The organism is Streptomyces sp. 7R007, assembly GCF_054850255.1.
On the sequence record NZ_JBTWMV010000026.1, the window covers coordinates 61214 to 74366 of the forward strand.

The 13153-nt window shown below is 72.0% G+C and carries 12 protein-coding genes; 6 read left to right on the forward strand and 6 right to left on the reverse strand.

The window, feature by feature from the left end; translation table 11 throughout:
* Positions 1-2: 2 nt before the first annotated feature.
* On the reverse strand, positions 3-629 hold the full coding sequence (locus ACYF6T_RS29180) for a hypothetical protein (RefSeq protein WP_461700152.1): 627 nt from the start codon (positions 627-629) through the stop codon (positions 3-5).
* Between the two features lie 154 nt (positions 630-783).
* Here ACYF6T_RS29180 and ACYF6T_RS29185 point away from each other — a divergent pair, with 154 nt between their 5' ends.
* A complete protein-coding gene (locus ACYF6T_RS29185) occupies positions 784-1962 on the forward strand; it encodes an ABC transporter ATP-binding protein (protein WP_461700153.1) in 1179 nt (392 codons plus the stop codon).
* Here the strand turns inward: ACYF6T_RS29185 and ACYF6T_RS29190 are convergent.
* From ACYF6T_RS29190 to ACYF6T_RS29210, 5 genes are all read right to left on the reverse strand, one after another.
* The gene (locus tag ACYF6T_RS29190) at positions 1943-3844 is read right to left on the reverse strand and encodes a hypothetical protein (RefSeq protein ID WP_461700155.1); all 1902 of its coding nucleotides are present in this window, start codon (positions 3842-3844) and stop codon (positions 1943-1945) included. The genes ACYF6T_RS29185 and ACYF6T_RS29190 overlap by 20 nt on opposite strands.
* Before the next feature lie 296 nt (positions 3845-4140).
* On the reverse strand, positions 4141-4911 hold the full coding sequence (locus ACYF6T_RS29195; RefSeq protein WP_461700156.1) for an SDR family NAD(P)-dependent oxidoreductase: 771 nt from the start codon (positions 4909-4911) through the stop codon (positions 4141-4143).
* Entirely contained in the window at positions 4908-6209 is a 1302-nt protein-coding gene (hisD, locus tag ACYF6T_RS29200) for a histidinol dehydrogenase (protein ID WP_461700158.1), read from the reverse strand. The genes ACYF6T_RS29195 and hisD overlap by 4 nt, the downstream gene beginning before the upstream one ends.
* Before the next feature lie 28 nt (positions 6210-6237).
* The gene (locus ACYF6T_RS29205; RefSeq protein ID WP_461700159.1) at positions 6238-7173 is read right to left on the reverse strand and encodes a VOC family protein; all 936 of its coding nucleotides are present in this window, start codon (positions 7171-7173) and stop codon (positions 6238-6240) included.
* Positions 7170-8132: a fumarylacetoacetate hydrolase family protein gene (locus tag ACYF6T_RS29210; RefSeq protein ID WP_461700161.1), complete on the reverse strand. Its 963-nt coding sequence runs from the start codon at positions 8130-8132 to the stop codon at positions 7170-7172. Before ACYF6T_RS29210 ends, ACYF6T_RS29205 begins: the two co-directional genes overlap by 4 nt.
* A 228-nt stretch (positions 8133-8360) precedes the next feature.
* Here ACYF6T_RS29210 and ACYF6T_RS29215 point away from each other — a divergent pair, with 228 nt between their 5' ends.
* The 5 genes from ACYF6T_RS29215 to ACYF6T_RS29235 are packed head-to-tail and all read left to right on the forward strand — an operon-like array spanning position 8361 to position 13152.
* Positions 8361-8657, forward strand: a complete 297-nt coding sequence (locus ACYF6T_RS29215; protein ID WP_461700162.1) for an antibiotic biosynthesis monooxygenase family protein — start codon at positions 8361-8363, stop codon at positions 8655-8657.
* 31 nt (positions 8658-8688) lie between these two features.
* The gene (locus tag ACYF6T_RS29220; protein ID WP_461700163.1) at positions 8689-9813 is read left to right on the forward strand and encodes an FAD-dependent monooxygenase; all 1125 of its coding nucleotides are present in this window, start codon (positions 8689-8691) and stop codon (positions 9811-9813) included.
* The gene (locus ACYF6T_RS29225; protein WP_461700165.1) at positions 9810-10814 is read left to right on the forward strand and encodes an amidohydrolase family protein; all 1005 of its coding nucleotides are present in this window, start codon (positions 9810-9812) and stop codon (positions 10812-10814) included. The genes ACYF6T_RS29220 and ACYF6T_RS29225 overlap by 4 nt, the downstream gene beginning before the upstream one ends.
* A complete protein-coding gene (locus tag ACYF6T_RS29230) occupies positions 10811-11779 on the forward strand; it encodes a cyclase family protein (protein WP_461700167.1) in 969 nt (322 codons plus the stop codon). Before ACYF6T_RS29225 ends, ACYF6T_RS29230 begins: the two co-directional genes overlap by 4 nt.
* An 8-nt stretch (positions 11780-11787) precedes the next feature.
* Positions 11788-13152 carry an FAD-binding oxidoreductase gene (locus tag ACYF6T_RS29235; protein WP_461700168.1) on the forward strand — a complete coding sequence of 455 codons (1365 nt, stop codon included), beginning with the start codon at positions 11788-11790 and terminating at the stop codon, positions 13150-13152.
* Position 13153 lies beyond the last annotated feature (1 nt).

Consider the following 13153-nt stretch of genomic DNA (forward strand, 5'->3'; position numbering starts at 1 on the left):
GGTCACGGCCCCGGTGAGACGGCGGACGACGAGTCGCCGGCCGGTGCGGTCGTCGGGCTCTGCGAGCCTTCGGGGCTCGGGCCGCTCGTGCTCGCGGACGGGGTCGGCGAGGCCGCGGGGGAACCGGCGGACGGGCTGCCGGACGTCGCGGGACCGGTGGCGCCCGACGAACCACCGCTCGTCGGGCTCCTCGTGGGCGCGGGGGTGGACGCCGCGCCGGGTGCGAACGCGGTCGTCGTGGGAACGGCCGGGATATCCGAGGGCGAGACGGAGGGCGTGCCGTACGTGGGACCGGCGGACGTGACCGGCACGTCCTGGCGCGTGGGCTCGCGCACGGTGCCGGGCTCCTCGGAGGGCACACCCGGAACGGGCAGCACGGTCCGCGGAGCGAACGGCGTCGCGCCCATGAAGCTCAGCCCCAGCACGACGGTGTACGCCGCGCAGAGCCCCGCCGCCGCGTACCCCGCCCGCCGCAGACGGCGCGCCCGGCGGCCGGAGGAGTCGACGAAGACGGGGTCTCCGGCGCCGGACACCGCGTCCGGACGGGCGTGTTCGGGCACGGCCAGCGGCACCGTGTCCGTCTTCGCCGAGTGCCGGGGCCGCGGCGCCTTCACCCTGGTTCGAAGCATGTACGTCCCCCCTTGGCCCTCCTCTCCAGCGTCGTCGCGGTGTGCGCGGGGGTCGCAGGGGCCGACCGGTCCGGCAAGGGGGCCGGACGGGACCTGCCGGTGCGCCCGCGCGGCGTCCGAGCCTGGAGCCAGAAGGTCTCGGGAGGGATGGATCATGGCGTCCGTCATGTTCGACAAGGCGACACGGTGCTTCGCCGGAATGGACCGCCCGGCCGTCAGCGAGCTCGATCTGGAGATCGCCGACGGCGAGTTCATGGTGCTGGTGGGGCCCTCCGGGTGCGGGAAGTCGACCAGCCTGCGCATGCTCGCCGGGCTGGAGGACGTCGACTCGGGATCGATCCGCATCGGCGAGCGGGACGTGACCCATCTGCCGCCCAAGGACCGGGACATCGCGATGGTGTTCCAGAACTACGCGCTGTACCCGCACATGACGACGGCCGACAACATGGGCTTCGCGCTGAAGATCGCGCGGATGTCCAAGGCCGGCATCCGCGAGCGGGTGCAGGAGGCGGCGACCATCCTCGACCTGCGGGAGTACCTCGACCGCAAGCCCAAGTCGCTCTCGGGCGGCCAGCGTCAGCGCGTGGCCATGGGCCGGGCGATCGTGCGCGAACCCCAGGTGTTCCTGATGGACGAGCCGCTGTCCAACCTGGACGCGAAACTGCGGGTGCAGACCCGCACCCAGATCGCGGTGCTGCAGCGGCGGCTGGGCACCACGACCGTCTACGTCACCCACGACCAGGTCGAGGCCATGACCATGGGCGACCGTCTCGCCGTGATGAAGGACGGGGTGCTGCAACAGGTGGGCACGCCCCACGAGGTGTTCACCCACCCCGCCAACACCTTCGTCGGCGGCTTCATCGGATCGCCCGCCATGAACCTGTTCCGGCTGCCGCTCACCCCGGAGGGCGTCCGGCTCGGCGGGCTGCTCGTGCCGCTGCCGCGCGCCACCGTGCGGGCCGCCGGCGCCGAGGGGGCCACCGAACTGACGCTGGGCGTACGGCCGGAACGGTTCGAGGTGCTGCCGGCGCAGGACACCGGCAGCCCCGGTCTGGACATCGTGGTCGACGCCGTGGAGGACACCGGCGCGGTCGCCTACCTGCACGCGACGGCGACGATCGGGACGCAGTCCGTGCCGCTGGTCGTCCGGCTGCCGGGCCGCCCCGACCAGGGCAAGGGGGCCCGGCTGCGGGTCACGGTGCGCGGGGACGGCGTGCACTGCTTCCACGCGGGCACCGGGCTGCGGCTTCCCCGGGACACGGAGTCCGTCACGACGGACGTGCCCGTGCCCGGGGAGGACGTGCCGCGGGACGTCACGCCACGGTCAGCGTGATCGCCCCCGTGTAGGTGCCGCCGGCGGCGATGGCCGTCTCGGTGCCGTCGACCGTCATGGTCACCGTCTTGCCGCGCGGTGCCTTGACGGCCGCGTCGGAGGCGAGGGTGAGGGAGGTCAGGTACGAGGTGCCGGTGACCGTCCAGGTCGAGCCGCCGCCCAGCTTCACGATCGCGCCGTTGTTGACGGCGGCCTGGGCGGTGTTGGTGACGATGCCCAGCTCGTAGAAGGTGGACGCGTCGATGCTGGAGACGCGGTGCTTGGCCCTCGTCGCGGAGATGACGCCCTCCACGGTGGAGTCCTCGAAGGTCAGCACCATGTTCTTGCCCTTGCGCATGCCGTTGTAGAAGTCGCCCCTCAGCGCGATGGAGGTGAAGGTGGCGGCTCCGTCGGAGGTGTGGACGGCCGTGGTGTCGAAGGAGGAGTCCTTCGTCGGCTCGTCGGTCGGCTCGGTGTAGACGCCGACGTTCATCATCTTGCCGTCGACGTTGACCGGGCCCGGGTCGTCCAGCTCGATCATCTGCAGGATGACGCCGTCGCGCGGGTTGAGCCGGGCGCCCTGGGAGCCGTCGACGGTGATGGTGGTCTGCTGGCCCTTGTTGAGGAACGTGGCCCGCTCGGAGTTGACGACGGTGCCGCCGTCCAGGGTGAGCGTCCCGGCGCCGAAGAACATGTAACCGAAGTGCCCGGAGTCCACGGTCGTGCTGCGCTCCGGGATGGCCGCCAACTCGGCCGCGCCGAGGCCGAGTCCGAGCTCGGTGTTGAGCGCGGCGACGGCCTCCGCGGTGCTGTCGCCATAGTGCACGACCGCCGCGGGGCCCGCGATGATGGTCGCGTAACTGCCCACGTCGAAGCGGGAGCCGAGGACGCGGACGGTGGCGTCGCCGATGGCGTAGGTGCCGTAGCCGTACGCACCGGTGTTGCCGACGTGGCTGTTGATCGCGGTCAGCTTGAGCCCGCTGCCGCCCTCGACCGACAGGGCTCCCCATGTCTCCGAGAAGACGGTGGAGTTGATGTAGGTGGAGGTGCTGTTCTTGCCGATCAGGTTGGTGGCGCGGACGTTTCCGTCGAGTCCGAGCATCCACGGCACCGACTCCATGTACGGCGTCTCGACGGTGGCCTGGTAGTCGGCGGGGAGTTCGCCGTTGCGGCAGCGGATCGAGGAGTTCTTGACGACGACGGTGGCGCCGTCGTTGGAGATGACGCCGGTGCGCACCACGCCCTTGGTGCCGATGCGGGCGCCGTCCACGACGAGCTTGGTGGCGGAGCCGTCGCCGACGACCGCGGCGCCGTACCCGGCGAAGTCGCAACGGCCGTTGCCGCTCAGGGAGATGGTGGGCCGATCCAGCGTGTAGGTGGCGTCCTGCACGAACACGCCGTCGAAGCACTCGCCGGTCGAGGTGATCGACACGTTGCGGGCGGCGGAGTCGGTGAGCCGGCCGCCGAGCACCGCGGACAGGACGGACCTGTCGCGGTCGACGCCGTCGCCGTCGACGTACAGGGCCTGGCGGAAGGGGAAGGTGAGCGTCTCGTACGTCACCTCGTTGGCCTCGGCCACCGTGAGGACGACGTCGCCGCGGTAGCTGCCCGGCTGGATGAGCGTGACGGTGCCGCCGGTCTCGGTCAGCAGCTGGCCGGTCTCCACGCCGTCCACGGTCATGGTGAGGCTGTGACCGTCCGGGGCGACGATCGTCCCGCCCTCCGCGATCGTCAGCCGGCTCACCCGGGTGGTCGCCGAGAGCTCGTACGTCTCTCCGGAGCCGACGGAGAGCTGGTTGCCGGTCGCCGTCGGCGCGGCGGTGGCGGAGGCGGCCGGGACCAGCAGGGCTCCTGCCGTTGCCGTGCCGGCGATCAGGAGGGAGCGTCGGGTGATCAGCGTCATGTCATGCCTTCCCACGGTTCTGGTGCGTCGTCGCGCAGGGTGACGAGTCCGCCGCCGCGACAGGGGCGACGACGGCTCGGAAAAGGGCACCTGTGGTGCGCACGAGGGAGTGAAGCAGCCGTGGGAAGCAGGGCATAGGCACTGCACACACGCATGCCGGAACCCGATGCCTGAGATCGGGCGGCCGGTTCCATGGCGGTCACACAGAGTGGTCACAGGGCGGTGCCGGGACCGTGCACGACGGCGAGGCGGGCGGCGCGCACGCCGTCCACCTCGCCGTTGGTGTTCCGTTGTGGTTACGCCGGTGCGATCATCCCCGCCGACAGGTCGATGTCGGCCCCGCACAGGCCGGGCATCGCCAGCATCGCCAGCAGGGCCCGGGCCACCTCGTCCTCCTCGACGAGACGGCCGAGCGCGGCTCGGGAGGCGAAGTCGCGTTCGGCCTCCTCGACGGTGCAGCCGGTCAGCTCGGCCGTGAGCCGGAAGTTGCGGTCCATGCGCGGACCGCGCACCGGCCCCGGGGAGAGGGAGTTGACGGAGATCCCCAGCGGGCCGACCTCCCCGGCCAGCGTCCGGGTGAGCCCCAGCAGCGCCATCTTGGAGGCGGTGTAGGGGGTGCGGTTGAGCAGGGGGCGTTTGCCGCTGACCGAGGCGACGTTGCAGACGTCCCCCCGGCCGGCCGCGATCATCGGCGGCAGGAAGGCCCGGCACATGAGGTAGACGCCGCGGACGTTGACCGCGAACACGTCGTCCCACTCGTCGGGTCCGATGTCGACGAGCGGCCGCACCGGGCCCGCGACGCCGGCGTTGTTGACGAGCAACGAGACGTCCTCACCGGCCAGTTCGGCGGCGAGGCCGGCCACCGACGACGGATCGGAGACATCGCACACCGCCGTGCGGGCCTCGCCGCCCTCCTTGGCCACCCGCTCCGCCGCGTCCGCGAGGGCCCGCTCGCCGCGGCCCACGAGGACGACCCGCGCGCCCGCGCCCGCGAGCGCCAGCGCGAAGGCCCGCCCGAGCGGTCCGCCGCCGCCGGTGACCAGCGCCGTACGGCCGACGAGGGTCATGCGTGGTTCCAGGGCAGCTCGTCCCCGGCGGCCCGCGCCGCCCGTACGTCACCGGAGCGCGCGTGTCCCTCGAACAGCTCGACCCGCGAGGCCCGTCCGCACACCCGGCCGAGCAGGGCCTGCGAGGCGGTGTCGGTGACCTCCTGGTAGGTCACCGTCTTGAGGTACTTGCCCACCCACAGGCCACCGGTGTAGCGGGCGGCGCCCCGGGTCGGCAGCACGTGGTTGGTGCCGATCACCTTGTCGCCGAAGGACACACAGGTGCCCTCGCCGAGGAAGAGAGCACCGTACTGGGTCATCCTCTCCAGCGCGAGCCGCGGCTCGGCGGTCAGCACCTCCACGTGCTCGAAGGCGAACTCGTCGGCGAGCGCATACAGTTCGTCGACCGAGTCGACGACGTGGACCTGGCCGTGGTCGCGCCAGGCGGGCTCGGCGAAGTCCCGGGTCGGCATGCCGGGCAGCAGCCGCTCGACCTCGGCGACGGTCCGCTCGGCGACCTCGCGGGAGGTGGTGATCAGCACGGCCGGGGAGTCGGGGCCGTGTTCGGCCTGGGAGAGCAGGTCGACGGCGCAGACGAACGGGTCGGCCTGCTCGTCCGCCAGGACCAGGATCTCGGTGGGCCCGGCGAACAGGTCGATGCCGATCTCGCCGAACAGTTGCCGCTTGGCCTCGGCCACGTAGGCGTTGCCGGGCCCGGCGATCAGGTTGACCGGGCGCATCGAGTCGGTGCCGACGGCCATGGCGGCGACCGCCTGCACCCCGCCGAGCAGCCAGATCTCGTCCGCGCCCGCCAGGTGCATGGCGGCGACGGTCGCGGCCGGGATCTCGCCGCGGATGGGCGGCGTGCAGGCGACCACGCGCGGCACACCGGCCACCTTGGCGGTGACGATGGTCATGTGGGCGGAGGCGGTCAGCGGGTAGCGCCCGCCCGGGATGTAGGCGCCGGCGGCCTGGACGGGGATGTGCTTCTGTCCGAGCCGCACGCCCGGCAGGGTCTCCACCTCGAACTCGCGCAGGGAGTCGAGCTGGTGGCGGGCGAAGGAGCGCACCTGGTCCTGGACGAATCGGATGTCGTCGATGACCTGCTGCGGCACCGACGCGACGATCTTCTCGACCTCCTCGTCGCTCAGCCGGAAGGAGCCGGGGCTCCAGTTGTCGAACTTCTCGGAGTACGCGCGCACGGCCGCGTCCCCGCGCTCGCGGATGTCCGCGATCACGCCGGCCACGGTTTCGCGGACCTGGTCGAGGGAGGCGGCGACCTGCGCCTTCGGCACGGCATGCTTCAGGATCTCTGCCACAACTGCGGCCTTTCTGCGGGTGGTCGGATCAGACGGGGGGCGCTTCGAAGAGCACGTCGGGGTCGTTGAACTGCTCCTTGGCGACCGATTCGCTCATCGGGTCGGCGGTGCCCCACTGGTCCTGGGTGAGCGGGTCGTCGACGTCGTGCCGGCCCGGGTGCCACAGGTCCTCTTCGAGGACGGCGAGTTCGGTGGTGTACTCCACGGTGTTGCCGTGCGGGTCGTGGAAGTAGGAGAAGGTGTTGTCGCCGGCCAGGTGGCGGCCCGGCCCCCAGGTCAGCCGGGTCCCGGCGCGCAGCGCCCGGCCCGTGCCGCGCATGTACTCCTCCACCCCGCGCATCTCGAACGAGGCGTGGTGCAGGGAGACATGGGGTCCGCGGGCGATGGCGAAGGAGTGGTGCAGCGGGCTGCACCGCAGGAAGTACATGAGGTCGCCCATGTGCGTGGAGTACAGGGTGTCGGTGAGCCGGAAGCCGAGGTGCTCGACGTAGAAGTCGCGCAGCGCCTCGGGATTCCGGGAGTTGACGACGCAGTGGGAGAGCCGTACCGGAACGGCCTCCCGTTCCTCGACCTTGCGGTGGGCGCGGGTGGCGACGTCCGCGGAGACCTCGACGACCCGGCCGTCCGGGTCGAAGAACCGCAGCCCGTAGCCGCCGCCGGGGGTGTCCAGGTCCCTGGGCTCGTGGACGAGTGGGACTCCGGCCCGGCCGAGCCGCAGCGCCAGCTCGTCCACCGCCGCCCGCGACACCGCCCCGAAGGCCACCAGGTCCATGCGCTTGCGCTGGTCCTCACGGACGCGCACCACGTACTGCTCGGGGCTGCCCTCGGCGGCGAAGAAGGCGATCCCGCCGTCGTTCGCCACCTCCGTCAGGCCCCAGGTGGTGCCGAAGAAGGTCCGCTGCCGTTCGAAGTCCGGTACGGCCAGGTCGACATGGCGCAGATGGGTGATGGGCTGGAAGCTCATGCATGGCTCCTGACGGTGTTGCGCTGGAGGCCCAGTCCCGTGATCTCCGCCTCCACGACGTCTCCCGGCGCGAGGAAGACGCCCCAGTGCGCGCCGTTGCCGGCCGGGGAGCCGGTCAGCAGCAGGTCGCCCGGGAGCAGGGTGGTGGTCGTGGAGACGTAGGCGATGAGCCGCGGGATGTCGAAGATCATGTCCTTGGTGGACTCGTCCTGCCGGACCACACCGTTGTGGCGCAGCGTGATCCGCAGGTCGTTCGGGTCGCCGACGAAGGGAGCCGGGACGAGGAAGGGGCCGGTGGGCAGGAAGGTGTCGGCGTTCTTGGCGGTGAACCAGTCGGTGCCGATGGCCTTCAGGTCGGGCCGGTAGAGGCGGTCGCGGGTGGTGAGGTCGTTGCAGATGGTGTAGGCGGCCACGTGGTCCAGCGCCTCGTCGGCCGGGATGTCGCGGCCCGCCTTCCCGATGACCAGGGCGAGTTCGAGCTCCCAGTCGTGCTGCTCGCCGAGCGCAGGGAGCACGATGTCGTCGTAGGCGCCGCACATCGCGCGCGGGGAGCCGAGGAAGACGTAGGGGACGCCGTCGCGGATCCGCTCGTCCATCATCTTCTCGGCGTCCGCACGGGCCTCCTCGGGGGTGGCGCCGTGCACGCTCTCCTTCTCGGCGGCGACCAGATCGACCACGTGCTTGCGGTAGTTGGCGCCGCTCTGCAGGATCTGGCCCGGCTCGATCGGCGGCAGCACGCGCAGCGCGGACAGGTCGTGCCAGGGGCCGTCGGCGGACCGGGCGAGCTCCTCCAGGCGGGGCAGCCAGGCGTCCCAGTCGGCCACCAGGGCGCGGGTGGAGGGCACATGGCCGGACAGGTCGCGCACGCGGGCGCCGGTGACCAGGCCCGGGAAGGGGGCGGCACTGGCGCGGAACGTGCCGAGCGCGAACGGTCCGGCGTGGGTGAGTGGATCGGGCACGGGCGGCTCTCCTCGTACGGGTGGGGTCGCCTTCGACGCTAGGCATCCCGTACGGGCGGCGGAAATGGCCGTTCGCGATGCCTGCCATCACGGGCCCGCCCGGCCCTGAACTGGGCCTCCATCGCCGTACGGGATGGATGACGTCCCCCTTGCCGATGACTCGATCCGTTGACCGTGCATCGACCGTCCACGCAGGCTCGGAGCACCCCACCACCCGAGGAGAGACACGTGGTAGTCGAGCATGCCCTGCTGACCGTGGAGGCCGGCCGGGAAGAGGAGTTCCAGGAGGTCTTCGGCAAGGCACGGCAGGTGCTGGCCGAGGCCGACGGGTTCCACTGGTCACAGCTGCTGCGCTGCGCGGAGCGGCCCCGGACCTTTCTGCTGCTGGTCGGCTGGGAGTCGGTCGAGGCGCACACCGTCGGCTTCCGCGAGTCCGACCGCTTCGGCCGCTGGCGGGCCCTGGTCGGCCCCTTCTTCGCCGAGCCGCCGGCCGTCGAGCACTACCACGTAGTCAGCCCGCGCTGACCCGTCCCTCCCTACGCCCCAAGGATCGCCCATGCCCGTACAGAAGGTGCTCGTCGTCGGCGGCGGCATCACCGGAAGTGTGCTCGCCCTCGCCCTCGCCCAGCGCGGCGCCGACGTCGACCTCGTCGAGATCTCCCCCCAGTGGTTCGGTGTGGGCCACGGCATCACCATCCAGGGCAACGCCCTCAAGGCGCTGCGCTCGATCGGCGTGCTGGAGCGGGTGCTGGAGCGGGCGGTGCCGTTCGACATCATGCGGCTGCGCCGCGCGGACGGCTCGCTGATCATGGAGCTGCCCACCCCGCACACCGGGGGCTCGGACCTGCCCTCGACGGCGGGAGCGCTCCGCTGCGACCTGCAGAGCGCGCTGTGCGACGCGGTGTACGCGCACGGCGTGCGGGTCCGGCTCGGACTGAGCGCCGAGCGGCTCGACCAGTCGCCCGGCCACGTCGACGTGACCTTCACCGACGGCTCCACCGGCCGCTACGACCTGGTCGTGGGCGCCGACGGCATCAACTCCGCGATGCGGGCCCTGATCGGCTTCCCGCACCGGCCGCGCCCGGTCGGCATGTCGATCTTCCGGGTGGTCGCCCAGCGCCCCGCCGAGATGGACTGCGCCGAGGTGTACTACGGCGGCCCGCGCTTCAAGGCCGGTTACAGCCCCATCTCCCCCGACCAGTGCTACGCCTACCTGCTGGACGAGAACCTCGACGCCTCCCTGGTCGGCCCGCGCGCCCCGCTGGCGCTGATGCGCGAGCGCGGCGCCGGCTACGACGGCACCTGGGGCAAGATCATCGCCTCGCTGCCCGACGACACGGCGGTGGACTACCGCTGGATCGAGGCGGTCCTGGTCGACGAGGACTGGCACCGCGGCCGGGCGATCGTCGTCGGCGACGCGGCACACGCCTGTCCGCCGCTGATCGCGCAGGGCGCCGCGATGTGCATGGAGGACGCGGTGCTGCTGGCGGAGCTGGTCACCGGGGACGAGCCGCTGGAGCGGGCCCTCGGCCACTTCATGGCACGGCGGCTGCCGCGGGTGCGGATGGTGCTGGAGAACTCCCTCCAGCTCGCCGAGTGGGAGATCCATCCGGGCACGCCCGGCGCCGATCCCGCCCGGATCATGTCGGAGACCCTCGAGTCGCTGACGGCGGCCGCATGAACACGCCGGTCGTCGACTTCCACGGCCATCTGGCCGTCCCGGCCGCCGACGCGCTGGTCGCCGGCACACCGGGCCTCGCCGCCGAGCAGGCGGCCGAGCAGCGCGCCCACTCCCCCGCCTCGCTGGCCGCCAACCGCGCCCAACTGAACCGTCTGGCCGACAAGTTGACGAGCGTCGAGGAGCGTCTCGCCGACCTGGACGCGATGGGCGTGGACGTTCAGGTGGTCGGCCCGATGCCGATGCACCACTACTGGGCGGACCCCGACCTCGCTGCCCGCCTCACCCGCAAGGTCAACGAGGCGGTCGCCGCGCACTGCGGTGAGGCCCCCGAGCGGCTGTACGGGCTGGGCACCGTCCCCCTCCAGCACCCGGACCTCGCCGTCGCCCTGCTGGACCGGGCGGTCACCGGACTCGGCCTGTACGGCATCAGCGTCTCCACGAGCGTCGAGGGGCGGGAGCTGGCCGATCCGGCGCACGACGACGTCTGGCGCCGGGCCGAGGAGCTGGGCGCGGTGGTCTTCGTCCACCCCTGGGGCTGCTCCCTGGGCGAGCGGCTGGCGACCCACTACCTCGGCAACACCGTCGGCCAGCCCGTGGAGACCACGGTCGCGCTCTCCCACCTGATCTTCACCGGGGTCCTCGACCGCTTCCCGCGGCTGAAGCTGGTGGCCGCGCACGGCGGCGGCTATCTGCCGACGTACATCGGACGCTCCGACCACGCCTGGCGGGTGCGCGAGGACGCCCGCGGCTGCGCCGAGCCGCCGAGCAGCTATCTGCGCCGGATGTGGTTCGACGCCCTCGTCTACACCCCGCGCGCCCTGCGGCACCTGGTCGAGGAGGTGGGCGCCGACCGGGTCGTGCTCGGCACCGACCACCCCTTCGACATGGGCGTCGACGACCCGCTGACCCGCCTGGACGCGGCCGGACTCGCCCCGGCCGACCATGCCGCGATCGCCGGCGGCAACGCCCTCGACCTGCTTCTGAAAGGACGTACCCGATGACCCTCGGCCCGATCGAGGAAGAACTCGCCAAGGCCCGCGCCGCCTACCGCAACTGGGGCCGCTGGGGCGAGGACGACGTGCTCGGCACGCTCAACTTCATCGACGACTCGCTCCGCGCCCACGCGGCGGGGCTGGTGCGGCGCGGACGTTCCTTCTCGCTGTCGCTGGAGTTCAACGAGGACGGTCCGCAGCGCGGCTTCCGCGGCCGGATCAACCCCGTGCACTACATGAAGGACACCGGCTCCGACGCGGCGGCGGGCACGCAGGGCTTCCCGCACGGCTTCGGCGGCGCGGACGACCACGTCGTGATGCCCCTCCAGGCGTCCACGCAGTGGGACGGGCTGGGGCACATCTACGACAACAAGCAGGCGTGGAACGGCCGTCCGTGCACCATCGTCAACGGAAACGGCGACTCGGTCACCGGCATCGAGCACATGCGGGACGCCTTCACCGGGCGCGGCGTGCTGCTGGACGTGGGCCGCGCGGTCGGCGACGAGCACGGCGAACTCCCGGACGGGTTCCCCATCCTGGAGGAGCATCTGCGCGCCACGATCGAGGCGCAGGGCGCCACCTCCTCGGTCCGCCGCGGCGACCTGGTGCTCGTGCGCACCGGCCAGATCGGGCGGGTTCGGCGGCTCGGCGGGTGGGGCACCTACGCGGCCGGCGACGCGCCGGGCCTGTCGTTCACCACGCTGGGCTGGCTGCACCGCACGGAGATCGCGGCGATCGCCTCGGACACCTGGGGTCTCGAGGTGCGGCCCTACGAGTTCGCCGAGCCGGCGATGTCCCCGCTGCACCAGATCGCCATCCCCAACATGGGCCTGCCGCTGGGTGAGATGTGGGACCTGGAGGCGCTGGCCGAGGACTGCGCGGCCGACGGCGTCTACGAGTTCCTGCTGGTCGCCGCGCCCCTGCCGGTCACCGGCGCGGTGGGCGCCCCCGTCAACCCGATCGCGATCAAGTGAGCACCGCCATGAACCGATTCTCCGGCACCCTGCACCTCCCCGGCGACGAGAGCTTCGAGGAGGCCTGCCTCGGGCGGGTCTTCAACGCCCGCCGCCCCGCCGACCGCAGACCCGCGGCCGTCCTGGAAGCCCGCACCGAGGACGACGTCGTCGAGGGCGTGCGCCTCGCCCTGGAGCGCGGCTGGCAGGTCGCCGTCCGTTCCGGCGGGCACAGCTGGGCCGCCTGGTCGGTGCGCGGGGACGCCCTGCTGATCGACCTCGGGGGCTTCCGCGAGATGACGTACGACCCGGACACCCGGATCGCCACCGCCACCCCCAGCGTCAAGGGCGGCGACGAACTCAACCCGTTCCTGGGCGGGTTCGGGCGCTTCTTCAACGGCGGCCACTGCCCCTCCGTCGGCATCGGCGGCTTCCTGCTCCAGGGCGGGCAGGGCTGGAACGCACGCGGCTGGGGGTGGGCGGCGGAGAACATCGTGGCGATCGACGTCGTCACCGCCGAGGGCGAGCTGGTGCGCGCGGACGAGACGCACCACAGCGACCTGTTCTGGGCGGCGCGCGGCGCGGGACCGGGCTTCTTCGGTGTCGTCACCCGCTTCCACCTGCGCACCCGCCCGCTGCCCGGACACCTCGCGCACACCGTGCACGCCTACCCCCTCGACCTCTTCGACGAGGTCATGACGTGGCTGCACGAGGCCCACCACACCGTCTCGGACCTGGTCGAGATCGTCGCCGTGACCCAGGGGCTCCCGGAGTACGACGAACACGTCCTGCTGGTCACCGGCCTGTCCTTCACCGACACCCCGGAGCAGGCCGCCGAGGCGCTGGCGCCGCTGCACGCCAACCCGTACGCGGACCGTGCGCTGTTCCGCGTGGAGGCCAGACCCACCACGCTCGCCGAGCAGATCCACGGCCAGCGGGAGGCCAACCCCGAAGGCCACCGCTACTTCGTGGACAACGCCTGGCTGACCGGAGGAGCCTCGGACGTCGTCCCGGCCATCCGCAAGGCCTTCACCGAGCACCCGACCCCGCAGACCTTCACCATCTGGTTCTCCATGGCCCCGCTGCGCGAACTGCCCGACATGGCCTTCTCGTTGCAGTCGGAGATCTACTGCGCCAGCTACGTCGTGCACGACGGGCCCGAGCGCGACGCCGAGCTGCGCGCCTGGCTGGACGAGGCGATGGCGGCGATGCAGCCGGTGACGGCGGGCCAGTACCTGGGGGATTCCGACTTCACGGTACGGCAGTTGAAGTTCATGGGCGACGAACAGTGGCGGCGGCTTCAGGAGATCCGGGCCGTGCGCGACCCCAAGGGCCTGTTCGCCGGCTACCTGAGCGCGGGAGCCGTCACCAACACCAACCACTGGGAGCAGTGAG